Genomic DNA, 25,404 nt, shown 5'->3' on the forward strand with positions numbered 1-25,404 from the left:
CAAGTCAAGCCCAACCGTAAGTTGTTCATCAACCGATAATACAAGTTGCACAACCCAAATGGAACTGCGACTGCTACCGCAACCAATGTAAGTTACTTATGGAGCAATGGAGAAACCAGTGCAAGCATCAGCGGCTTAAGTGCCGGAGTATATACGGTAACAGTAACTGACCTGAGCACAGGATGCACCGCAACATGCACAAGCAATGTTGCAAGTAATACAAGCAACCCACTAGTAACCTGCAGCGCAACCGATAATACCAATTGCAGTGGAGCCGGCAATGGAACGGCCGCAGCTACTGCTTCGGGCGTAAGCTATCAATGGAGTGGTGGAGAGACTACATCAAGTATCAGCGGTTTATCAGCCGGAACTTATACAGTAACAGTAACAGATAACACAACCGGATGTACATCAACCTGTGAGGCAGTAGTAGGTGCTGCAAATTCAACTCCAAGTGCAACTTGTCAATTAATTCAGAATAATAATCAATGTATAGTTTTTAACGGGCAATGTTCGGTTGCTACCAATGCAGGCAATCCTGCATATTTATGGAGCGATGGCCAAGCAACTTCGATTGCTGTTGGTTTAGCGCCAGGCATTTATACAGTGACAGTAACCGATTTGAATAGCAGTTGTTCTGCTTCTTGCAGCGTTGAAATATTAAATACACCTCTTCCAGTTCCTACGGCTAATTGTTCAGCGACAGACAATAATTCATGTACAACACCAAATGGCACCGCTTCAGTTACTACCTCAGCAGTTAATCCTACCTATTTATGGAATAATGGAGACACAAACAATTCCATTTCGAATTTATCTGCTGGTACATATACCGTTACGGTTACTGACCAGGCCAACGGATGCACCGCATCGTGCGAAGCCACAGTAGGTTCTGTTTCAGGCGCACCGATTGTAAATTGCAGTTCAACAAATAATTCAGCTTGTGGAAACCCCAATGGGACTGCTCAAGTGAGCTCAAGTTCAATAAGCGTTACATATTTATGGAGTAATGGCGCAACTACCAATCAACTTTCCGGATTGCTTGCAGGATCATATACGGTTACAGTAACAGATACTACAAATGGTTGCATTGGTTCTTGTGTTTCAGTAATTGCAGATAATATATTTAACCTCACAGCTACATGCTCGGCAACTGATGAAGTAAATTGTAATGCCCCGAACGGAACGGTACAAGTAACTGATAATTCAAATGCGGCTACTTATTTCTGGAGTAATGGTGAAACCACTTCAGGGGTTTCAGGATTGAGCGCAGGGGTCTACACGGTTACTGTAACTGATATTGCTTCAGGCTGCACACAAACATGCAGTGCTGAAATATTTGCAAATTATGATAATGTTACAATTAGTTTAATCAACACTGATAGTGTTATTTGCTTTGGTAATCCTGATGGCGCTTTTGAGGTAGAGGGCCTTACCAATGGAAGCAACGTGGGGCCTTATTCTTATACAATCGATGGGCTTAATTATCAAGCGTCAGGATCATTTAACGGACTATTTGCCGGGACATATACCGTTGGGGTGTATGATTCATCAAACGGATGTGCAAGCACTATTGTGGTTGATATTTATGAACCCAATCCACTTGAGATATTAATCAGTGATGTTATAAATATTGAATGTTATAACGATGCCACCGGATCTATTAATATCACTCCGGGTGGAGGCACTCCGCCTTATACATTTTTATGGAGTAATGGCATGACCACCGAAGATTTATCAAATCTGGTTGCATCACTTTATACGGTTACCATTACTGACAATAACAATTGTGAGTTTATAAGTGCTTATGATGTCTTTGAAAGTCCAAGCTATTTGATTGGGTTGCAAAACTGTTGTACTTCGGTTTCTTGTTTTGGTGCTTCCGATGGAACCGCCTATGTAGATGTTCAAGGTGCAACACCTTTCAGTTACGGATATATATATCAATGGAATACTAATCCTATACAAACTACTGCTCTTGCTACGGGGTTATCTGCAGGAACTTGGACAATTACAATTACAGACTCTTTAGGTTGCGACACAACGCTTTCAGTGTTCGTTGCAGAGCCTAATTTATTAGTGGCTATTCCAACAGTAGATCAGATAACTTGCAGCGGTGGTAACGATGGATCAATCAGCTTATCAATTCTTGGAGGTGTTCCATTCACCTCTGGAAGTCCATATTCAGTAACCTGGAATACTGTTCCGGTACAAACGACAAGTTCAATATCTGGGTTGAGTCCCGGTATATATACCGCAACTGTTACCGATTCGCTTGGATGCAATAAATATATTGTAGTCACTATAACAGAACCTGATCTGATTTTTGTTTCAATGATTGGTACGGATATTTCTTGCTTTGGAGATGATGATGGGGATGCTACCGTTGACCCTGTTGGAGGAGTTGGGCCTTATACATATCTATGGAGTAACGGCCAAACAACTCAAATTGCCACAAATCTTTTAGCCGGAACATATACCGTTACTGTTACAGATTTTAACGGATGTACAGTGAGTTCATCCATTACTTTAAATCAACCGGATGAAATTGTTGCAACATATACTGTTGTTGATGTTAGTTGTCCTGGTGCAAAGGATGGAAAAGTTTTGCAGACTAGTTTATTGGGTGGTAGCGGGCCTTTTACTTACCTATGGAATTCAGCCCCCGCTCAAACTACTGCGAGCTTGATTAATGTAAATGGTGGAACTTATTCCGTGTTTATTTTTGATGCATCGGGATGTTCTACTTCTTTAACATATACCGTAAACGATCCATTGCCTATATTATGCAATGGGGTAATGATTCCAGCAACTTGTTTGAATTCAAACAACGGCAGTATTGTTTTAAATCCTTCAGGCGGATCAGCGCCATACTCCTTCTTATGGTCTAATGGTGCAACAAGTAGTTCAAATTTAAATTTAGCACCAGGAATATATACTGTTACAATCACTGATGATAAAAATTGCACTACTTCATGCTCTTATACTGTTTTACAGATAAGTGGCTTATCAGTAACCTTACAGGCGTTTAATATTTCATGTAATGGTGCTGGAAACGGATCTATTATTTCTAATGTATCAGGTGGTATCTCTCCCTATACTTATTTATGGTCAAATAGTAGTACAAATGCTAATCTAAGTAATTTGCAGGCTGGCATCTACACATTAACCGTTACAGATCTTAATGGATGCACTGGATCAAGTTCAGTGTCAATAACTCAACCAGTTGCACTTTCATGTATTTGCAATGCTTCTGTACAAAATGTAACGTGTTTTGGTGGTAATAATGGGTCTATAATGGCTCAGCCAATCGGTGGAACCCCGCCTTACAGTTATGTATGGTCAAATGGCCAGTCAACACAGGCTATAGGCGGATTGGTTGGCGGCAACTATACTGTTACCATAACCGATGCAAATGGATGTATTAAAGTTGGGGTTGCAACTGTTTCACAACCTACCCAATTATTTGCCATAATCGGGTGCGTTCAAAATGTTTCATGTAATGGAAATAATAATGGTTCGGCTTGTGTTAGTGGAATTGGTGGAACACCACCATATACCTATAGCTGGAATACTGTGCCAGGGCAGACAACTAGTATTGCTACCGGCCTTAGTTCAGGAACATATATTGCTACTGTTACAGATGTAAACGGATGTACAGCCACATCAATGGTGACCATAACTCAGCCTACAGCTGTAGTTGGTTGTAGTATTAACCATACCAATATATCATGCTTTGGAAGTAACAATGGTACAGCCCAGGCGGTGCCAAGCGGAGGTACTTCACCATATTCCTATTTGTGGAGTAATGGCAGTACTACTAAGACTATCTTAAATCTTGCTTCAGGAGTTTATACGGTTACTATAAGTGACAATAACGGCTGTTCTTCTTCATGCAGTGTAACAATAATTCAGCCCCCAGCATTGGCAACATTATATATTGTTACTAAGCCATCATGTAATGGAGGCAATAATGGTTCCGTTGATGTTACTGTAACCGGAGGGGTAGCACCATATTCTTATCTTTGGTCAACCGGTGCAACCACACAGGATGTTAATGGCCTTAATGCTGGTGCTTATACATTAACTATTACAGATGCAAATGGATGTAATCTTACAGCGAACATTTTTGTTGGCCAACCCAACGTACTTAATTGCAGCATGACCAAAACAAATGTTAAGTGCGGGGGAGCATCTACTGGGTCTGCAACCGTAACCGCATCAGGAGGAACTCCTCCTTATGCTTATTTATGGTCAAATGGCAAAACCATAGCAAGCAATCCTGGCATTCCTGCTGGGACATATACTGTAACGATTACAGATGCTAATGGATGTGCCAAACAATGTTTTGTAACCATTACGCAACCAGCTATTTTAACATGTAATGTAAATGTAATAACTAATGCAGGTTGTAACAATAATAATGGCAAAGCGCAGGTAGTAGCAACAGGAGGCACAGCCCCTTATACATATTTATGGTCAACATCGCCAATACAGACAAACGCTATTGCATCCGGGCTAGGCTCCGGAGTGTACTTTGTTATTGTAACTGATAATAAGGGATGTACTACTTCATGCTCTGTTACAATACCATCATCCAATGCATTAAGTTGCGGGGTATTCGGCACAAATGTATCTTGTAATGGATTGGCAGATGGAACTGCTACTGTTACTGTAAATGGTGGGTCTTCCCCTTATACTTATGTGTGGAATACTTCCAGTGCTTCCACTACATCATCAGTAAGTGGTTTGTCGGCTGGAACATACACGGTTACAGTTACAGACAATACTGGATGTACTACTTCATGCCTCATTGTTATTGTTGAACCAGGATTATTATCATGCACAGTCACAGGATTCCCAATTGATTGTAATGGAGGGAATAATGGTTCTGCTACTGTAAATGTGAGTGGAGGAGTTGGTCCATATACCTATTTGTGGAGTAATGGTAATACAACCAACGCAATAACCGCGTTGTCAGCCGGAACATACAGCGTTACTGTAACAGATGTTAATAACTGCTCTACTTCTTGTTCAACAACAATTATTACAGTTACACCAATTGTATGCCAAATAGTAGGAACAGACGTTTCTTGTAATGGAGGCTCAGATGGAACAGCTACTGTAAGTGCTTCTGGGGGAAGTGGAACATTATTATTTACTTGGAGTACAGTTCCTGTTCAGAATGCTGCAACAGCCACAGGGCTGTCAGCCGGTACCTATTCAGTTACAGTTACTGATGCCAATGGATGTTCATCTACATGTACCATACAAATTAATGAGCCGGTACTGTTAGAGTGTAATGCCGGGGTAACCAATAATATTTCTTGTTTTGGTGGCAATGATGGCGAAGCTGAAGTTGTTGCAAGCGGAGGCACACCCGGATATACTTATATATGGAGTACATCTCCGGTTCAAACAACAGCAATAGCAACAGGTCTGTCATCGGGAAATTATATCGTAATTGTGACGGATGCTAATGGATGCACTACTTCGTGCACCGTTACACTTGGCCAAGGTTCGCCATTGACATGCGTTGCCTTAGGCACTAATACTACATGTGGGCAGGATAATGGCTCCGCTACTGTAAATGTTTCGGGTGGAACAGGCGGCTATACCTATTTGTGGTCAAATGGTGAAACTACCTCGACTATTAGTAATTTGCCTTCAGGTAATTATACAGTAACCGTAACCGATCAAAATGGTTGTACAACCAGTTGTAATACCGGTATTAATGCTTCCTCTTCTTTAATACTTATTATTAATAAGTCGAACACGAATTGTAATGGAACCTGCACAGGAACAGCAACCGTTGTAAGTGTTGCTGGCGGAGTTGCTCCTTATACTTACTTATGGAGTAACGGACAAACAACCAAAACCGCCAGCAGTTTATGTGCTGGAATTGCTATGGTTACAGTAACTGACGCCACAGGATGTGAAAGCACTGCGAGCGTAACAATTTCACAACCTCCACCATTAAATGTAGATATTATCAAATTAAACGATGTTTATTGTAACGGAGGCACTAGTGGAAGTGCTGTTGCTACGGTATCTGGTGGTAATTCACCTTTCCAGTTCTTGTGGTCAAATGGAGCAACTACTCAAGCAGTTTTAAATTTTGCAGCAGGAACCTATACGGTTACTGTTACAGATAATAAAGGTTGTTCTGGAACGGCTTCAGTAACATTTACCCAGCCAACACTTTTAACTTCTTCAGTTTCCTCAGCGAATGCAGCTTGCAATGGAAGCGCAACTGGTAGTGCAACAGTAACTGCATCAGGAGGAGTTACACCTTATACATATCAATGGACCACCTCGCCTGTTCAAACTACCGCTACCGCTTCAGCGTTACCTGCAGGCACCTATTTTGTAACAGTTACAGATAGCAATGGATGTACTTCAACGGCTTCGGTTATAATAACACAACCACCGGCTTTAATTTGTGGAATAACTCCGGTTAATCCAGGTTGTAATAATGCAAATTCTGGATCTGCTACTGTTATTGTTACTGGTGGCACTGGATCATACACATATTTATGGAATACAGGAGCTACAACAAGTAGTATTTCGGGTCTCGGAGCTGGAGCATACACTGTTGCTGTTACCGATGCAAATGGATGTAGCACTACCTGTCAGACAATATTGTCAAATCCTGCTGGATTAAGCGTGTCTACAGGAGTAAATCCGGTAACATGTAATGGATTAACTAATGGCACAGCAACTGCGCAGGCTTCCGGAGGCTCATCTCCATATACTTATTTATGGAGCAATGGCCAAACTACACAAACCATATCGGGATTAGCACCTGGCACCTATACAGTTGCTGCAACGGATGCTAATGGTTGCGAAGCCTCAGCAATAGCAGTAATTACAGAACCGACAATTTTAAGCGTGATTACCAATTCGGGCAATTCAACTTGTGGAAATTCGAATGGCAGTGCAATAGCTGTTGCAAGTGGTGGAACTCCTGGTTATACATTTATATGGTCAAATGGACAAAATGGAAGTGCAATAGGTGGATTAATAGCAGGAACATATACCGTAACAGTTACTGATGCTAATGGTTGTACTGTTTCGACTAGCGTAACAATAGGAAGTACAGCAAGCTTGCAAATTACCATCACTCCTACAGATATATTATGTTATGGGGCATCTACCGGAATGGCAGTAGCCAATGTAACTGGCGGAAGTGGAACGTATACCTATTTATGGAATACAAATCCGGCTCAAACTACTGCTTTTGCAATTGGAATTGAGGCTGGAACCTATACCGTTTTTGTTGATGACAATAATGGATGTACCGGCTCGGCAAGTGTTACTATTACCGAGCCATTACCAGTAGAATGTACTACCTCCTCAACTAAAGCAAGCTGCAATGGTGCATGCGATGCAACCGCTGCAGTTGTTGCTACAGGAGGAACCGGAAGCTATTCATATAACTGGAATACAATTCCAACACAAACTACCGCTATTGCAACCGGCCTTTGTGCTGGAATATATCAAGTGATAGTAACTGATGCAAATGGATGTTCAAGTACATGTAGTGTTACGGTTGGTGGCTCACCTTTGCTCACATGTTCTATTGCAAAATTACAATTTGTAAAATGTGGATTACCAACAGGAAAGTTGCAAGCAGTGGCAATTGGAGGAACTTCACCATACACTTACTTGTGGAACACAGGAACCACTACCAAAAATCTTAATAACATATTAGGAGGCACTTATACAGTTACTATAACAGACGCGAATGGATGTACTACTTCTTGTTATTATGATCTTAAGAATCATGGTCCTGTTGATTGTTTCGTTACAACTATTCCTTCAACTTGCGGAGGATGCAACGGACAAGCTACAGTACTTGCTTCTGGCGGAGGGCTCATTTTCAAATATTTATGGAGCAATGGAAAAACTACCAAGACCATTAAAAATCTTTGCGCTGGAACGTACATTGTAACCGTTTCAGACCAGTTTAATTGTACTAAAACATGTCAGGCAGTAATTGTTACGAATAACAATTTAAGTTGTACAGTAAGTGGAAGTAATATTCAATGTAATGGTGGAAGCAATGGTTTTGCATCGGTTTCAGCGGTTGGAGGCAATGGAACGTATACCTACTTATGGACTACCGGTGCTACTACGCAGCTGGTGACCGGATTAACGGCAGGAACATATACTGTAACAGTAACATCAGGAGGAAATTGTTCGACTACTTGCTCAATTGTATTAACCAAGCCAGGTCCACTTCTTTGCGATATAACTCCTTCAGATGCAAGTTGTGGGCAATGTAATGGCAGTGGAATACTAAATGTTACTGGGGGCACCCCTCCTTATACGTATCAATGGAGCAATGGAATTACCACATCCATTGCAACAGGCTTATGTAGCGGAAGCTATTCAGCATTAGTAACCGATGCAAATGGATGCTCTACCGCATGTAGCGTTACCATCAATTCTGTAGGAAGCATTTCATGCAATGCAAGTGCTACTAATGTGCTGTGTAATGGTGGAACCAATGGTACGGCAACTGTCGCAGCCGTTGGTGCCGGAAGCTATGTATATTTATGGAGTAACGGACAAACCACAGTTACCGCAACTGGTTTAGCTGCAGGTACATATACTGTAACTGTGTCTGCTGGAATTGGATGTTCAACAACTTGTTCTGTATTAGTAACACAACCTGCACAGTTAATGTGCAATATAACCTCTACAACTTCCTCATGCGGACAATGTAATGGAACAGCTTCAGTAGTTGCCAATGGCGGAACTCCCGGTTATACATACTTATGGAATAATGGTGCTACTACATCTTCAACCGCTTCTTTGTGTGCAGGTTCGTATACAGTAACTGTTACCGATTCGAACGGCTGTACAACTATTTGCAATATTAATGTTGGCACATCAAACAACATTTCTTGCATTATTACCAAAACAAATGTAAAGTGTAATGGAGGTAATAATGGTACAGCTACCGTTAATCCAACTGGCGGAAGTGGTTATACGTATTTATGGAGTAATGGACAAACAACCAAGACTGCTACAGGATTAAGCGCTGGAGTATATACTGCTACGGTTACATCTTCTTCAGGTTGTACTACAACCTGTACTGTAAATATTACACAACCTCAGGCACTTAGTTGCACTATAACACCAACGGACGCTAGTTGCGGACTTTGTAATGGTGCAGTTATAGTTAGTGCAAGTGGAGGAAAAGCGCCATATACATATATATGGAGTAATGGAGCTACAACTAAAGACCTAACTGCTGTTTGTGCCGGCACATACACTATAACTATTACTGATGCAAATGGTTGCACAAGGACATGCAGTGCTGTAGTAAATTCAAGCAATGGCATAACTTGTACAATTAGTAAGACGAACGTATCTTGTTTTGGAGGAAATAATGGAACCGCTACAGTAAATGCAACAGGCGGCTCAGCATATACTTATTTGTGGAGCAATGGGCAAACAAGCCAAACTGCCACCGGATTAGTAACTGGAACATATGAAGTAACCGTAACTTCTGGAGCGGGATGCACTACCACATGTTCTGTAAACATCTTCTCTCCATTGCCACTTTCTTGTCAGGCCACTTCTACCTCATCGCCATGTGGCCAATGCATAGGCACGGCTGTGGCCTCCGGTGCAGATGGTGTGGCTCCATATTCATTCTTATGGAGCAACAGTGCAACAACTGCATCTATATCCAACCTATGTGCAGGAACGTATACTGTAACTGTAACAGACGCAAATGGATGTACTTCAAGTTGCATAACTGTAGTGAGTGGTGCAGGTACAATAGGTTGCTCAATAATCAGCACCCCAATCACATGCCATAATGGAAGCAATGGCACCGCAACAGCAAATGGCAGCGGAGGCATTAATTATACTTACTTATGGAGCACTGGAGCTTCATCGCAGTCAATAGCAAACTTAGCCGCTGGCACTTATACGGTTACAATTTCTGCAGGAAATTGTACATCGACATGTTCAGTTGTTTTAAACAATCCAAACTTACTTACATGTAATGTTTTTGTCACCGCTACAAGTTGTGGTTCCAATTGCACAGGAACTGTTTCGGCAACTGTTAACGGAGGAGTTGCTCCATATACCTATCAATGGAACAATGGTGCAACAACTAGCAGTTTAAACAATGTATGTGCGGCCACCTATACAGTTGTAATTACCGATAGCAGAGGTTGCACAACTTCATGTTCAGGAACAGTTTCGGGAGGCACGGGTATTTCATGCACCACCGCCAAGACGAATGTAAGTTGTAATGGTGGAAACAATGGCACTGCAACCGTAAATGCAACCGGAGGTTCAGGATATACTTATCTATGGAGTAATGCTCAAACCAACCAAACGGCTACCAGCCTTATAGCTGGTACCTATACGGTAACGGTAACAGCAAGCAATGGTTGCAGCACAACATGCACGGCAGTTATTACACAACCTACCGTATTAAGTTGTAGTATAAGCGGCAGCAATGCCACTTGTGGAGCATGTAACGGCAGCGCCACAGTAAGTGCAACAGGCGGTACCGGCACCAAGACTTTTGTATGGAGCAATGGATCGACCACGGCAACAATTTCAAGTTTATGTGCAGGTACTTATATTGCCACCGTAACCGATATTAGGGGATGTACATCTACTTGCAGCATCGTGATAACAGCCACATCATCAATTGCATGCACCACCACCAAAACGAATGTAAGTTGTAATGGTGGAAACAATGGCACTGCAACCGTAAATGCAACCGGAGGTTCAGGATATACTTATCTATGGAGTAATGCACAAACCAACCAAACAGCTACCGGCCTCATAGCTGGTACCTATACGGTAACGGTAACAGCAAGCAATGGTTGCACCACAACATGCACGGCAGTAATCACCCAGCCTACCGCATTAAGTTGTAGCATAAGCGGCAGCAATGCCACTTGTGGAGCATGCAACGGCAGCGCCACAGTAAGTGCAACAGGCGGTACCGGCACCAAGACTTTTGTATGGAGCAATGGATCGACCACGGCAACAATTTCAAGTTTATGTGCAGGTACATATATTGCTACCGTGACCGATGCCAACGGATGTACATCAACTTGCAGCATCGTGATAACAGCAACATCATCAATTACATGCACCACCACCAAAACGAATGTAAGTTGTAATGGTGGAAACAATGGCACTGCAACCGTAAATGCAACCGGAGGTTCAGGATATACTTATCTATGGAGTAATGCACAAACCAACCAAACAGCTACCGGCCTCATAGCTGGTACCTATACGGTAACGGTAACAGCAAGCAATGGTTGCACCACAACATGCACGGCAGTAATCACACAGCCTACCGCATTAAGTTGTAGCATAAGCGGCAGCAATGCCACTTGTGGAGCATGCAACGGCAGCGCCACAGTAAGTGCAACAGGCGGTACCGGCACCAAGACTTTGTATGGAGCATGGATCAACCACGGCAACAATTTCAAGTTTTTGCGGTACCTATATTGCTACCGTGACCGATGCCAACGGATGTACATCAACTTGCGCATCGGATAACAGCCATCACATTGCACACACCAAACATGTAGTTGTATGGTGGAAACAGGCACTGCACCGATGCAAGGGTTAGTCTATCTGGGTAATGCTACACGCTCAGCCATAGCTGGTACCTGTCGTACAGGTTGCCCCGCCGCGTATTACCACTTTTTGCGGAAGCTGCCCTGGCAGTCGCAGCGGTGCCGGCGGTGGCAGCTGGGCGGATCGCCACGGCACATTCAGTTTTGTGCAGGTCATATATTGCCGTAACCGATGCCAACGGATGTCATCAACTTGCAGCATGTGATAACAGCAACATCATCAATTACATGCACCACTACAAGAACGAATGTAAGTTGTAATGGTGGAAACAATGGCACTGCAACCGTAAATTCAACCGGAGGTTCAGGATATACTTATCTATGGAGTAATGCACAAACCAACCAAACAGCTACCGGCCTCATAGCTGGTACCTATACGGTAACGGTAACAGCAAGCAATGGTTGCACACAACATGCACGGCAGTATTACACAACCTACCGTATTAAGTTGTAGCATAAGCGGCAGCAATGCCACTTGTGGAGCATGCAACGGCAGCGCGTAAGTGCAACAGGCGGTACCGGCACCAAGACTTGTATGGAGCAATGGATCAACCACGGCAACAATTTCAAGTTTATGTGGGGCCTAATTGCCCGTAACTGATGCCAACGGATGTACATCAACTTGCAGCATCGTGATAACAGCAACATCATCAATTACATGCACCACCACCAAAACGAATGTAAGTTGTAATGGTGGAAACAATGGCACTGCAACCGTAAATGCAACCGGAGGTTCAGGATATACTTATCTATGGAGTAATGCTCAAACCAACCAAACAGCTACCGGCCTTATAGCTGGTACCTATACGGTAACGGTAACAGCAAGCAATGGTTGCAGCACAACATGCACGGCAGTTATTACCCAGCCAGCTTCGTTAACTTGCAGCACATCTTCTACAGCTGCAGGATGCAGCCAATGCAATGGCACTATGTCTGTAGTTGCATCAGGAGGCACAGGTTCTAAGACCTATCTTTGGAGCAATAGTGCAACAACAGCGAATGTTAGTAATGTTTGTTCTGGAACGTATACTGTTACAGTTACTGATGCTAATGGATGTACTACATCTTGTTTGGTTGTTGTGGCAGGAACCAATTCAATATCTTGTTCTGTGAGCAAAACGGATTTGAGTTGTTACTTTACCATTAATGGAACAGCAACAGTAAATCCAACGGGTGGAAGTGGATACACTTATTTGTGGAGCAATGGCAAAACTACTAAAACAATAACAGGCCTTGATGCTGGAACCTTTACGGTTACGGTTACCTCTTCGCAAGGTTGCACCACAACATGTTCAACGGTTATTATCAAGCCAAACTTGGTTACTTGCTCTACAATAAGAACAAATGCAACCTGTGGCCAATGCAATGGTATGGCTACGGTTACGGCAAATGGTGGAACAGGTACATATACTTACAGTTGGAATACGGTTCCTGTAAAAACCACTTCTAGCGTGAGCGGCCTTTGTGCAGGAACATATACCGTTACTGTTACAGATGGCAATGGTTGTTCCTCGACTTGCACAGTAGTTATTTCTAGTTCCTCTTCTACGTTGGCTTGCAGCATTATTACAAATTCAAATGTAACTTGCAATGGAGCGAGTAATGGGTCTCTTACTGTAAATCAAACCGGAGGAGTGGCCTCGTATTCGTACTTGTGGAGCAACGGTAAGACCACTAAGACTATAAGTAATCTTGCAGCAGGAATTTATACCGCAACAGTAACAGATGCTGGCGGATGTACAACAACTTGTTCTAAACAAGTTACACAACCTCAGGCAATCAGCGTTATCTTGGCCGGAAAGAATGTTAGTTCTTGTAATAATAATGATGGTGCTATAACAACTACCGTAACCGGTGGCACAGCACCGTATTCATTTAGCTGGAGTAATGGAAATACGAATGCCAATCAGAGTAGTTTAGTTGCTGGTATATATACGGTTACGGTTACTGATGCTAAAGGATGCACAAAAACAGCTACTTTAGAGATAACGCAGCCAATATATATATGTAGTACTTTCTATACAGGGCATGCAATCTCCTGGTACAAGGGTCAAAATGGACAGGATACCTTGGTTAAGTATCTAGATGCTAACTTTAATACAGTTTTCCCTAATGGACTAGTTTTGAAAGGAAGTTGTCAGGGAGCATTTAGCCTAACAATGACTTCGGCTGCTGCAGTCAAGACGGTTATGCAAGGGCAGTTAAATACAAATGCTTTAACGGCCAATTTAGTAAACCCATCGTTGGCACAATTGAACAATGGATTGGCGGCACAGACAACTACCTTAGCACTAAATATTTTCTTTGATTTAATGAATCCTAATTTTGCTCCAAGTACTGTTAATTTTAAAGATATGGTGGTTGATACTGGTCCGGTTGCAGGATTAACAGTATGGCAATTATATCAAGAGGGTATAAATGCGCTCACTGGTTGTGGTTCGGTGTATTCAAATAATATCTTAAGAACATATATTGCTTATGTTAATTCATCATGGAATCTTGGAACCAAGGTTAATACAGCAGTTACGTGTCCGCCTAATACATGCAGCAAATCGGTTACCTGGGCTGCAAATGATACTGAACTTATGTTTAATGCTTATCCTAATCCAACGAATGATGTTCTAAATATTAGTTATGTTGGATTAAGTGAAGGCGAATATTCAATTATGTTGTATGATATGGCCGGACGACTTGTATATACTGACAGGCAGCAATCTAATGAAGGAACCAACACCTTTACGTATTCTATTGAGGCATTTTCAGCCGGAATGTATAATGTAAAGGTTAACGTAGATGGAATAATCAGGAATGTGAAGATTGTTAAACGGTAATATTAATTAATTGAACGATTTATTAAACCGTAAGCATTGCTTGCGGTTTTTTTTTAATATTGCCACATGCGCTGTTATTTATTGACTGTTTATTTACTGTTATGCTTCATCTCCTATGGACAAGAAGAAGTTGATAATGCCCGTAAACACATTATTCAATTAACTTCGAAAAAGTATAGTGGAAGAGGATATGTAAAACACGGAGATCAGAAGGCAGCAAATTATATTGCTAATTATTTTAGGAAGAATAATGTAAAGGCTTTTGGTAATGACTACTTCCAACCTTTTGAATTTCCGGTAAATACTTTTCCGGGTAAGACGGCCATATCAATTGATAAGCACCCTTTAGTTCCGGGCGTAGATTATATTTTTCACCATGCTAGCACTTCTATAAAAGAAACATATGCGCTTGAACCATTTGTATCACTCGATCAGTTGAGAACAGAAGTTTCATCAAAGATTATATGCATCGATATTACATCGCAAAATGATTCTGTAAAGAAATATATCAATGAACTTATTAATGCCTCAGATTTTTCATGCGGGGGATTAGTTATTCTTAACGATAAACTGACTTGGAGTGTTGCAACGAAGCAAATACGTAAACCTGTCATTTATATTTTGAAGAATAAATTCATCAAGGGAAAAAAAATCACCATTGAGTTACAAACTTGCCTCATCGAAAAACACAAGTCAAATAATGTAATAGGATATATTGAAGGCAGCCAAAGTAAGGATTCGTTTATTGTAATTACTGCGCATTACGATCATCTTGGAATGATGGGTAAAAAAGCAATCTTTCCCGGTGCAAATGATAATGCGAGCGGAGTGAGTATGTTGCTTTCATTAATTGATTATTACATTCTACATAAGCCGGAATACAGCATTGTTTTCATTGCATTTGCAGGCGAGGAAGCGGGGTTATTAGGTTCGCGTTTTTATACACTGAATCCGGTTTTTCCTTTAAAGCAGATAAAATTCTTAATCAATCTTGATTTGATGGGTACCGGTGACGAAGGTATTATGGTTGTTAATGCTACCGAGTATCCCAAAGCATTTGATTTGTTGGAAAAAAATAATGAGCAGAAAAAATTATTGTCAGCCATAAAAAAACGAGGAAAGGCTGCCAATAGCGATCATTATTGGTTTAGCGAAAGCGGTGTTCCTTCATTCTTTATTTATACCTTGGGCGGAATCAAAGCATATCATGACGTAGACGATGTTGCAGCAACACTGCCTCTCACCGAATTTGAAGACATCAGGAGATTATTAATTGATTTTATTTCTGAAGTAACACATGCTACATATTGAAAATATTCGCATCCATTGCATTAAAAAACGTGGAGTAACTGAGGAATTTCCTTTCGATCAGGATACCTTGGTATTTAAGGTTTTGGGCAAGATGTTTTGCCTTACAAGTATTAGTGAACCGAGTAGCATTAATATAAAGTGCGAACCGGAGTATGCAATTGAGCTACGCGAAAAATACGAAGGGGTGCAGCCAGGCTACCACATGAGTAAAAAGCATTGGAATACCATTGACCTTAATAGTGGCATTCCAGATAAATTGATTTTGCAATGGATAGATGACTCTTATAGCTTAGTTGTAAGTTCATTACCTCTTAAAACACAAAGGGAACTAGAACAACTGTTATGAAGTATACGATTCAACAAGTGGCTACTATGATGCAAGGAGAATTGATTATCAATTCTACTGAAGAAATATCTATAACGCATTTATCGATTGATTCACGCTCAGCAGATAATAACCTTGAAACACTTTTTTTGCGATTATAACCGCACGAAATGATGGACATAAGTATATGAAGGATTTACAGAAGTCGGGTGTAAGAACAATTGTAATTAGCAACCGAAATTACCTGGATACCTGGGCCAATTATATTGTAGTTGAAGATACGGGCAAAGCGCTGCAACGCTTTGCAATAGCCCATCGCAAAGCTTTTGATATAAAGACAATTGGAATAACGGGTAGCAACGGAAAAACAATGACCAAGGAATGGTTATATCAGTTGTTATATAAAAATTTTAATGTAGTTCGCAGCCCTAAAAGTTTTAATTCACAGATTGGAGTTCCCTTATCTGTAAGTTTAATTAGCGAAGTACATAACCTTGCGTTGTTTGAAGCCGGGATTTCGCAACCCGGTGAGATGGAACACCTCGAAAAAATAATTCAACCACAAATAGGAATTCTAACAGGCATTGGCAATGCGCATGATGAAGGTTTTGCCAATCGGTTGCAAAAGATATCCGAGAAGCTGAATTTGTTCAGGAATTGTGAATGGATAGTATACCATCACGGTGACAAGGATGTGGATGAGATTCTTGATGCATTGTGTAAAGAAAATAAAACGGTAAAACTGTTTGGGTGTAGCGCTGGCAAGATGGGCATACTCCAGCATATTTCGATAAGAAAGGATAGCACGCAAACTATCATCAGTGCTATGTATCATACCTTGCCGGTGCAAATTGCAATTCCATTTATTGACGATGCATCTATTAGCAATTGCATATTATGCTGGGCTACTTTGTTATTGCTGAAACTTGACTTTGATCTGATTGCAGAACTAATGAAGCAATTGCACCCCATTGAAATGCGTTTGCAAATGCTTAGTGGAGTAAACAATTGTATTGTCATAAATGATTCATACAACAGCGACATTAACTCGCTGCGAATAGCTCTTAATTATATGAAGCAGCATCAGCATGGCACACGATCATGCATTATACTTAGCGATATGATGGAATCGGCTAAGCACAAGGACAACCTCTATGGAGAAATTTTCAGCCTGCTTAAAGAAAATAAAATTGACAGAAAAATATTTATTGGCAGCGAGCTTAGTAGAGCAGCTAATGAGAATGGTATAAAATCGGAGTGCTATGATAACACAGAGAGTTTTCTAAGCACTGTAAATACTAATGATTTTAATAATGAAATAATTTTAATTAAAGGAGCACGTGTTTTTGAGTTTGAGCGCATAAGCTATTTACTTCAGGAAAAAAACCATGATACAGTGTTAGAAGTTAACCTTACTGCGTTGGTCTACAATTTTAATTTTTATAAAGCGAAACTGAATCCGGAAGTAAAGACTATGTGTATGGTAAAGGCATTTGCATATGGTGGAGGTAGTTTCGAAATAGCCAATATCCTGGCCTTCCATAAAGCCGATTACCTGGCTGTGGCCTATACAGATGAAGGAGTTGAATTGCGAAACCGTGGTATAACCTTACCGTTAATGGTAATGAATAGCGAAGTACAAAGTTTTCGAACCTTAGCTGACTATAACCTGGAGCCTGAGTTATATTCAATAAGAATGATACAATTGTATAGCGACTTTGTACGTATGCGCCAGGATAATAAAACGTATGGCATTCATCTTAAGTTTGACACCGGTATGCATCGACTTGGTTTGTTGCCAGATGAGATTGAAAAGGCAATAGTGCTTTTGGCAAGCAATCCAAAGTTAAAAGTTATAAGTGTAATGTCGCACCTTGCAGCGAGCGAGCAGGTAGAGTATGATAACTTTACACTTATGCAAATGGATAAGTTTGTGAAAATGTCGAGCCAGATTTCGGATGCATTGGGTTATCAACCGCTTCGGCATATTTGTAATTCAAGTGCTGCTATTCGATTTACACATGCGCAGTATGATATGGTGCGCTTGGGAATAGGATTACATGGTGCTGCTAATACTGCTGAAGAAACCGCTAATCTATTGCCTGTATCAACTTTTAAAACGCGTATCTCGCAAATCAAAAAGGTTAATAAAGGAGAGGTTGTTGGTTATGGTTGTAAGACAGTTGCCACATCCGATATTCGTATTGCAGTAATAGCAGTTGGATATGCTGATGGCCTTAGCCGTGAATGCGGCAATGGAGCATATACTGTATTGGTTAACAATGTGCCTTGTTCTACGATAGGCAACATTTGCATGGATATGTGTATGATTGACGTTACTAATGTTACTTGTAACGAAGGCGATGAAGTTATCATTTTTGGAAGGACTCATTCAATTCATGGCATGGCTAAAGCCATGCGAACTATACCTTACGAAGTGCTTACAGGCATATCGCAACGCGTTAAGCGTGTGTATTTGTATGAATAAATGTGTTTGTAATTGTTGCCTGACATTAGCCAAAGCACCTTTCCAGATAAATATAACGACTACTTGACTTCAAATAATTCTGATGACTCATCTATGTCATCATGCACATGCAGTATATAAATTCCTTTGCTAAACAATTTGGTATCAATGGATAAGCTGAACTTCCCTAAAATAATATTTTCTACTTTGGTAAATACAGTTTTTCCGGTTAGGTCCACAATATCTACCGTGATAAGTGCATTGCGGGTACAAGACAATAATATATTTAGGTTTTCTTCAGCCGGGTTTGGGAATAGCTTATCTATGTTCAGTGTCTGGCCATAGCCTATGTTGTTAACTATACTCGTATTAGTTCCGGTATTAAAGGTAAAAACCTTTGACCAGTTGCCATCGTTGCTTCCATTAAATCCGCGTACACGCCAATAATATTTTTTATTGATTAGCAAGCCAGTGACCTGCTGCGATGGAGCAATGAGCCCGCTCTGATTGTATACAAATGAAGGCCCTGCAAATACTGGAAGTTTAGCTACTTGCAACGTGTATGACACCGCACCAGGCAACGAGTCCCACACCATAATAGGATTGAGGACATTATTTGTACTGGTATCGGGTGGGGCAACTAATTGTGGCCCGGGCATGGCGCTGGTAAATGAATACACAGCCGAAGTATTATAATGACCACCGTTGTTAGATTTAACACGCCAATAGTACTTCGTACTTCCTAAAAAATTTTTGGAGGCGATAGAATCGATTGCCGAGTTAATTCCATATACTAAATTAGTAAATAGCGAATCGGTACTAAATTCAAGTGAGTACATAACTGCCTGGTCGATATGCGACCATACAAACATTTGTCCATCATAAACATCGACTGCATTGTTGGCTGGACTTAGCAACAATGGTGCATCGGGAATACTATCATTCACTCCATTCTTGGTTACGAACATTTCAATTTTTTGCAAGGGCACATCATTCTGATCGCGTGGAGAATTAACAATGGTATCAACCACTTCCATGCCCGAAGTTACCTGACCATATACGGTATAGTCACCATCTAAAAACAATGCCGGAGCAACACAAATATAAAATTGCGAATTGGCACTATTGGTATCTACATCGCGTGCCGCCCCAAGGCGGCCGCGAAGATGTCGAACCACACTAAACTCTGCATTTACATTTGGCTGATTAGGATTCCCTTGCCCCCACGTGCTTATAGGCCCGTTAATAGAATTAGGATCGCCACCTTGTATTACAAACCCCGGAACCACTCTATGAAAAGCAGTGCTGTCATAAAACTGAACATTAACAAGGCTGTCATAATAATTAGTTGCCAATGGCGCTATCAGCGGGAATAATTCTATTTCAAAGGTTCCTAAATAAGTGCCAGCCCGGTGTGTTTCGATTATATAGCGCGGCTTATCAAAGCCCTGACTATAGCATATAACTGCAGCAAGCAATAAGACTAAGGACGTAATGATTTTTTTCATCAGATTAATTATTTTATTCAAAGGTAAATAATTTTATAAAAGCTGATTCACACAAAATGGTTTTTATGAAAACAGAAGCGAATAAAAAAATTGTTAGTTTATCGCAGTATGCTACTTGTATGGTTGTAATAATGAAAGCCTAAATACGTAGATGTCAAATAGAATATTTTTTGTAAAAGAAAATTACGATGCAAACTACCTGTCGAAAAAACAAGAAGAAGTTTTATTACTGCTACCTCACTACTGCAATTTTAGCTATGCAGGTATTGGTTCCTTGTTCATCGCTGCACATGGCAAGGTATATACCGGTGCTTACACGTTCCCCTTTCAAATTGTTGCCATCCCAAATAGCTTGTCCCCCATTAGCACGCATTTCGGTAACAAGGCCTCCGGCAATATCTGTAATTTTTATATATCCATTATTTACCAACCCGCGTATGGCAATTGGCCCGCTGTAAGTTTCGCGCACAGGGTTTGGAAATACAAGCACATCTTCGCATGCTTCGCTACCTAAGGTGGCATCGCCCTGATATGAAATCATACCACGGTCGGTGCTAAAAAAAACTTCGCCTGTAGCTTCGTTGACTTTTATGCTGTTAATGTTATTAGATAATAATGGACTATTGGCCTCGCTAAAATTAAGAATTTGTTCAACGCCATCAGACGAAGTCAGATACACTCCGCCACTTTGTGTGCCAAACCATTTACGGTTAGCGCCATCAACGGTAATGGCTTGCACTACTTCTTTATCCAACAAATAGAGATTATAAGTTTCCTGCTGAATCAGAATTTGTTGTGCATCAAAGTTACCATTGCTAAACACTGCACCGGGACTATAAAATACGCCAACTCCTTTTTCGGTACCTATCCATATTAATCCATCGCGATCTTTGGCCATACATCGTACTGCCTTGCTTGGTAGTTTCCCTTTTCCTTCTTCATCGGTAAGTAATTTTGCCTGATCATCGCTCACATCGTCCAATGTGCCATTGTGATTATAAACATACAAGCCTACTTTGTTTGCACCACTCACCGGAATGTTTATCCATAGCTGATCATTATCATCCGCAACTATATCAGTTACATAATCGCCACCTGCTAAGCTTTTGGTATAATATTTTTTCCATTTACCATCTCCTTTTTTTACTATAAGCCCCGTATCGGCAATGGTATTGCATATCCACAAATTATTGTCATTGTCAAATGCAAGGCCTCCTACACGCACATTGTTGTAATTTGCAATAATGCTTTGATTCTTAATAATGCTGTTGCTTCCGTTATACAATGTAATGGCACCATTGTTATATTCTACCAGTCCTCCACCAAACGAACCAAAGTAAACATGCTCCTTATCCGACTTGTCGGCTGCAATGCATACTAAATCGAAAATGGTATCGAGTGTAAATTTTCCATCGGGCGCTTTCCCCGAAAATTGTTTCCATTCTTTATTATCAAAACGTGCAAAGCCATCATTTACAAACACGGGTGTCCAGTTATTAAAACGAACTCCGTGACTTACCCATGTATAATCGCTGCTGCCATCGAGTAAGGCGGTCCGGTTAGACTTTGGCCCCGAAGGCACAATTACTTCGCTGCCTTGTCCGGGAATAAATTTCAGTAGCCCTTTATTCTTATCAGCTATCCAAAACACATTTCCATCGGCTTGCGCCTCCATCGGCACAGTAAAGGCGCCAACTGCCTGGAGATAATTTGTTTTCGAAAAGTTATTATCAAACACCATAAGTGTGTTGTTATCGGTAAGGGTAAGATAATCGCCTGACGATTGCATGGATAAAATTTTTGAACCTGATTGAAACAAAGGTGTGAGGCTTTGTGATATAGGATCGTAAATAGTTAGCGAATCTTTGTAGGGTCCCGATGTAAGCACATGATTAATAATTATCTTGCTGTTAAAGGATTGAATAAAATCGAAGGTGCCTGTGCTGGCGGGACGGTCAATAATTTTAGACCATGCTGCAGGATTAAAAATGAATGGGTCGGACAGTTCTGCACGATAGATACCACTGTCAGTTGCGGCATATATATACGTATCATCAGTAGTGCAACTGTTAACTTCCACTCCGGTGCCTGAACCAAGTTTGTAGGTTTCTTTAATTTCGTTACGCTCAGTATTTAGCACTGCAATTCCGAAACTGCACGATAGATAAGCCAGTTCGTTTCTGAAAAGGATGTGCCTTATCGATTTTCCGCCAACCACATTTGCACGCTTAATGTCAGAATTGTTTTGAATAATGGCACCTTTAATTATATCAATATTAGCATCGGAATAAGCAATTACCAGCGTTTGTGTTGGTTCGTTGTAGCGCAATGTATTTACACCAATGGATGACAGGCCTTCTACTTTTGACAGCGCGCTTATGTTATTATCACTTTTATTAAAATAAAAAACTGCATCGTTAGCAGCTACATAAATTTTGTCATTGCTTACACTTACTGCCTTGGTTTGGTTGTATGATAAATGCACACGCCATTGCCCTATTTTCTGTTGCGCAAGCAGCGGTGTTATGTTGCATGTAAACAAGATTACAACTATGAATAAGAAAATAGTTTTTAGTTTAGTCATTGAACAAATTTACTAAAAGTATTAATTATAAAGGGAAACACGGTTAACGCAACTTTAGTCACATTTAGTATTGCACCAATTGCATTTGCAGGCGTGCACGCCTGAGCGGGTTGGTTTGCCTGTAAAACCTGGTTTGAAATGGCGTAAAGTAGGTAGCAGGTGCTTTAAGTATAAAACCAAAGTCTGTATGTTTTCCATTGAAAATATTTTGAAGAATAAAAGTGATGTCAATAGAAAATTCCTGTTTTACAGAATCATAGGTGGGCGAGGTAATGTTGTATTTTGAAGTTCCCCTACCAAGTGAATCGGCAATCAGAACACGAATGGTTTTGTGCGCAAGACTTTTATTAGTCACATTTTCTGAAGGCAAAATAATTTTTGCTTTTACAACTGCCAGCGTACGACCTTCGGCTATTTTTTTTAAGTCATTAAATTTTAAAAACAACTCAGTACTGCCAAGCGAATTAAGATAAGCATAATCGCCTCCAAGGGTGCTATCAATTAGTTGTGCGCCAAGCTGGGTGCCTGTATAATCATGATCGAAATGTGCCACACGATTGCGCACATTAGCAGGGAAAGTAAACGTGAGCGAGTCTGCATCAGCGTTGTAATAATACATGGCAAGGCGCGTATTGTTTGCTTTGTAATTGGTAATAATATAGTTGCCTTCATTTACACCCATTGGCTTATCAACTGTTACATAAATGCCTTTAAAAAAATTAATGAACTCATCGTTCACTTTCATTTCGCTGGTATTGAGTTTGGCAGCAAATTCAGCTACTACGGCCGGATTGATAGGAATGCGAATGTGCGCCCCTAACTTTACATTATGCTCGCTTATACTGTCTTTGGGATTTAGTGATACAGTTACATTTCCAATTTCGGTGGCAGCATTAAAGGTGGTGAAGGTGTAGTAGGTGCTATCGGCATATAATTTATCGTCCAACCTGAACACACGGTAAGTCATTGATGTATTGGTATCGCCATAGTGTTCGTTATATCCTAATGTAAGTACCATGCTATCTATAACCGGATTGGTGCCAAAGTCAAACGAAGTTTTGCCAAGGTCGAGTTGTGCATAGTAAGATGCACGACCAATACCAAATTAGGCATCGTTGCGCGAACCTACTGTGTTAAAAGGTTGATTTAATGCATCTGAAACATTGATTTTACCGCCTGCAAATAGGGAGTCTTCCGTTTTGCTGTAGATAAAATACGAAGAAGTGTCGGAATAAATAAGGTTTGCAAAATCGCTATCGGGCAAAATGCCCGAACCTATCTCATCAGCTTTGTTACAGGCACCAAGCAATGCAACTGTTAAAATAAAAATCAGTATAACCCTTGAATTCATGCGCGCGAAGGTAATGAAATTACCAAACGTGCAGGTTGCACATTTATTATAAAGCAACCTCTTCGCGGCCTATGCTACTGTAATAGAATCCGATCTCGCGCATACGTGCTGGTTCGTATAGGTTGCGTCCATCAAAAATAACTTTTGCCTTAAGCAACTTTCCTATCTTTTCAAATTCGGGTGTGCGGAAAATGCCCCACTCGGTAGCTATAAGCAGGCAATCGGCATTTTGCAAGGCGCTATACTCATCATTGGCATACGTGATTTTATCACCAATCACTTTTTTTACATTATTCATAGCTTCCGGGTCAAAGGCAGTAACGGTAGCACCTGCAGCTATCAACTCATCAATAATAAATAATGCCGGAGCTTCGCGTATGTCATCGGTATCTGGTTTAAAGGCAAGGCCCCATAGTGCTATATGCTTGCCATTTATATTGCCATTATAATAACTTTTTATTTTATCAACGATAATGGTTTTCTGTTTTGTATTTACATCCATTACCGATTTTAATACTTTAAAATCATATTGATAATCGCTTGAAGTTTTTGCTAGTGCCTGCACATCTTTTGGGAAACAACTTCCTCCATATCCAATACCGGCAAATAAGAAGCGCTTGCCTATGCGATCATCGCTGCCTATACCAATGCGAACGCTATCTACATTAGCGCCTACCTTTTCGCATAGGTTTGCTATTTCATTCATAAAAGTAATTTTGGTTGCAAGGAAGGCATTGGCAGCATACTTGGTAAGTTCTGCACTACGCTCATCCATAAAATAAATTGGATTTCCTTGGCGTACAAAAGGAGCGTATAAGTCGCTCATTACCTTCTTTGCTTTTTCTGAACGGGTGCCTATTACCACGCGGTCGGGTTTCATAAAGTCGTCAACAGCAAATCCTTCGCGCAAAAATTCGGGATTCGAAATAACATCAAACTCTGTTGTGCAATTCTTTGCAATGGCATCTCTTACTTTTTCGGCAGTGCCTACAGGTACCGTACTCTTATTAATAACTATTTTATAATCCTTAATAATTGTTCCCAATTTTGAAGCTACTCCCAAAACATAACTCAAATCGGCACTACCATCTTCACCTGGAGGGGTTGGCAATGCCAGAAATATAATGGGACATTGGGCAATAGCATCTTCTAAATCCGTTGTAAATTTAAGACGGCCTTGTTTGATGTTGCGCTCAAACAATGAATCTAAATGCGGTTCGTAAATTGGGATTTTCCCATTTCGCATTTTTTCTACTTTCTCTTTGTCTATATCTACGCAAATAACATGGTTACCCATTTCGCTAAAACATGTGCCGGTTACCAAACCAACATATCCGGTGCCTACTACTGCTATATTCATAATTTTAATTTTAGTGCTAATAGCCATGCGCTTGGCA

At 40.8% G+C, this 25,404-nt stretch carries 12 protein-coding genes; 7 read left to right on the plus strand and 5 right to left on the minus strand.

The features are described from left to right. Positions 1–45: 45 nt before the first annotated feature. From IPO27_16660 to IPO27_16690, 7 genes are all read left to right on the plus strand, one after another. The gene (locus IPO27_16660) at positions 46–11,550 is read left to right on the plus strand and encodes a SprB repeat-containing protein (protein ID MBK8848071.1); all 11,505 of its coding nucleotides are present in this window, start codon (positions 46–48) and stop codon (positions 11,548–11,550) included. A 252-nt stretch (positions 11,551–11,802) separates the two neighbouring features. After that, a complete protein-coding gene (locus IPO27_16665; GenBank protein MBK8848072.1) occupies positions 11,803–12,084 on the plus strand; it encodes a SprB repeat-containing protein in 282 nt (93 codons plus the stop codon). Positions 12,085–12,217: 133 nt separating this feature from the next. After that, positions 12,218–14,461 carry a T9SS type A sorting domain-containing protein gene (locus tag IPO27_16670; protein ID MBK8848073.1) on the plus strand — a complete coding sequence of 748 codons (2,244 nt, stop codon included), beginning with the start codon at positions 12,218–12,220 and terminating at the stop codon, positions 14,459–14,461. 66 nt (positions 14,462–14,527) lie between these two features. After that, positions 14,528–15,772, plus strand: a complete 1,245-nt coding sequence (locus IPO27_16675; GenBank protein MBK8848074.1) for a M28 family peptidase — start codon at positions 14,528–14,530, stop codon at positions 15,770–15,772. Further along, positions 15,759–16,118 carry an MmcQ/YjbR family DNA-binding protein gene (locus tag IPO27_16680; protein ID MBK8848075.1) on the plus strand — a complete coding sequence of 120 codons (360 nt, stop codon included), beginning with the start codon at positions 15,759–15,761 and terminating at the stop codon, positions 16,116–16,118. Before IPO27_16675 ends, IPO27_16680 begins: the two co-directional genes overlap by 14 nt. Beyond that, entirely contained in the window at positions 16,115–16,258 is a 144-nt protein-coding gene (locus IPO27_16685) for a hypothetical protein (GenBank protein ID MBK8848076.1), read from the plus strand. Before IPO27_16680 ends, IPO27_16685 begins: the two co-directional genes overlap by 4 nt. Before the next feature lie 26 nt (positions 16,259–16,284). Continuing rightward, positions 16,285–18,585 (plus strand): bifunctional UDP-N-acetylmuramoyl-tripeptide:D-alanyl-D-alanine ligase/alanine racemase, encoded by a 2,301-nt coding sequence (locus tag IPO27_16690; GenBank protein ID MBK8848077.1) that lies wholly within the window; start codon positions 16,285–16,287, stop codon positions 18,583–18,585. Between the two features lie 59 nt (positions 18,586–18,644). Here the strand turns inward: IPO27_16690 and IPO27_16695 are convergent, their stop codons facing one another. From IPO27_16695 to IPO27_16715, 5 genes are all read right to left on the minus strand, one after another. After that, positions 18,645–20,072 carry a peptidylprolyl isomerase gene (locus IPO27_16695; protein MBK8848078.1) on the minus strand — a complete coding sequence of 476 codons (1,428 nt, stop codon included), beginning with the start codon at positions 20,070–20,072 and terminating at the stop codon, positions 18,645–18,647. A 232-nt stretch (positions 20,073–20,304) separates the two neighbouring features. After that, positions 20,305–22,656, minus strand: a complete 2,352-nt coding sequence (locus IPO27_16700; protein ID MBK8848079.1) for a hypothetical protein — start codon at positions 22,654–22,656, stop codon at positions 20,305–20,307. Positions 22,657–22,720: 64 nt separating this feature from the next. Then, complete coding sequence (locus tag IPO27_16705; GenBank protein MBK8848080.1) at positions 22,721–23,755, minus strand: DUF4270 family protein; 1,035 nt, start codon at positions 23,753–23,755, stop codon at positions 22,721–22,723. Positions 23,756–23,761: 6 nt separating this feature from the next. Then, the gene (locus IPO27_16710) at positions 23,762–24,007 is read right to left on the minus strand and encodes a hypothetical protein (protein MBK8848081.1); all 246 of its coding nucleotides are present in this window, start codon (positions 24,005–24,007) and stop codon (positions 23,762–23,764) included. A 46-nt stretch (positions 24,008–24,053) separates the two neighbouring features. After that, positions 24,054–25,367 (minus strand): UDP-glucose/GDP-mannose dehydrogenase family protein, encoded by a 1,314-nt coding sequence (locus IPO27_16715; GenBank protein ID MBK8848082.1) that lies wholly within the window; start codon positions 25,365–25,367, stop codon positions 24,054–24,056. Between the last annotated feature and the right edge of the window lie 37 nt (positions 25,368–25,404).

It is taken from the genome of Bacteroidota bacterium, from assembly GCA_016714535.1.
In the GTDB taxonomy this organism is placed as follows: Bacteria; Bacteroidota; Bacteroidia; order AKYH767-A; family OLB10; genus JADKFV01.

Excerpts from the sequence above, each read along its gene's own strand:
- IPO27_16665 (MBK8848072.1), top strand. The coding sequence starts at position 11,803 with ATGCCAACGGATGTCATCAACTTGCAGCATGTGATAACAGCAACATCA.
- IPO27_16700 (MBK8848079.1), bottom strand. The coding sequence starts at position 22,656 with ATGACTAAACTAAAAACTATTTTCTTATTCATAGTTGTAATCTTGTTT.
- IPO27_16675 (MBK8848074.1), top strand. The coding sequence starts at position 14,528 with ATGCGCTGTTATTTATTGACTGTTTATTTACTGTTATGCTTCATCTCC.
- IPO27_16695 (MBK8848078.1), bottom strand. The coding sequence starts at position 20,072 with ATGAAAAAAATCATTACGTCCTTAGTCTTATTGCTTGCTGCAGTTATA.
- IPO27_16680 (MBK8848075.1), top strand. The coding sequence starts at position 15,759 with ATGCTACATATTGAAAATATTCGCATCCATTGCATTAAAAAACGTGGA.
- IPO27_16690 (MBK8848077.1), top strand. The coding sequence starts at position 16,285 with ATGAAGGATTTACAGAAGTCGGGTGTAAGAACAATTGTAATTAGCAAC.
- IPO27_16715 (MBK8848082.1), bottom strand. The coding sequence starts at position 25,367 with ATGAATATAGCAGTAGTAGGCACCGGATATGTTGGTTTGGTAACCGGC.
- IPO27_16710 (MBK8848081.1), bottom strand. The coding sequence starts at position 24,007 with ATGAATTCAAGGGTTATACTGATTTTTATTTTAACAGTTGCATTGCTT.
- IPO27_16685 (MBK8848076.1), top strand. The coding sequence starts at position 16,115 with ATGAAGTATACGATTCAACAAGTGGCTACTATGATGCAAGGAGAATTG.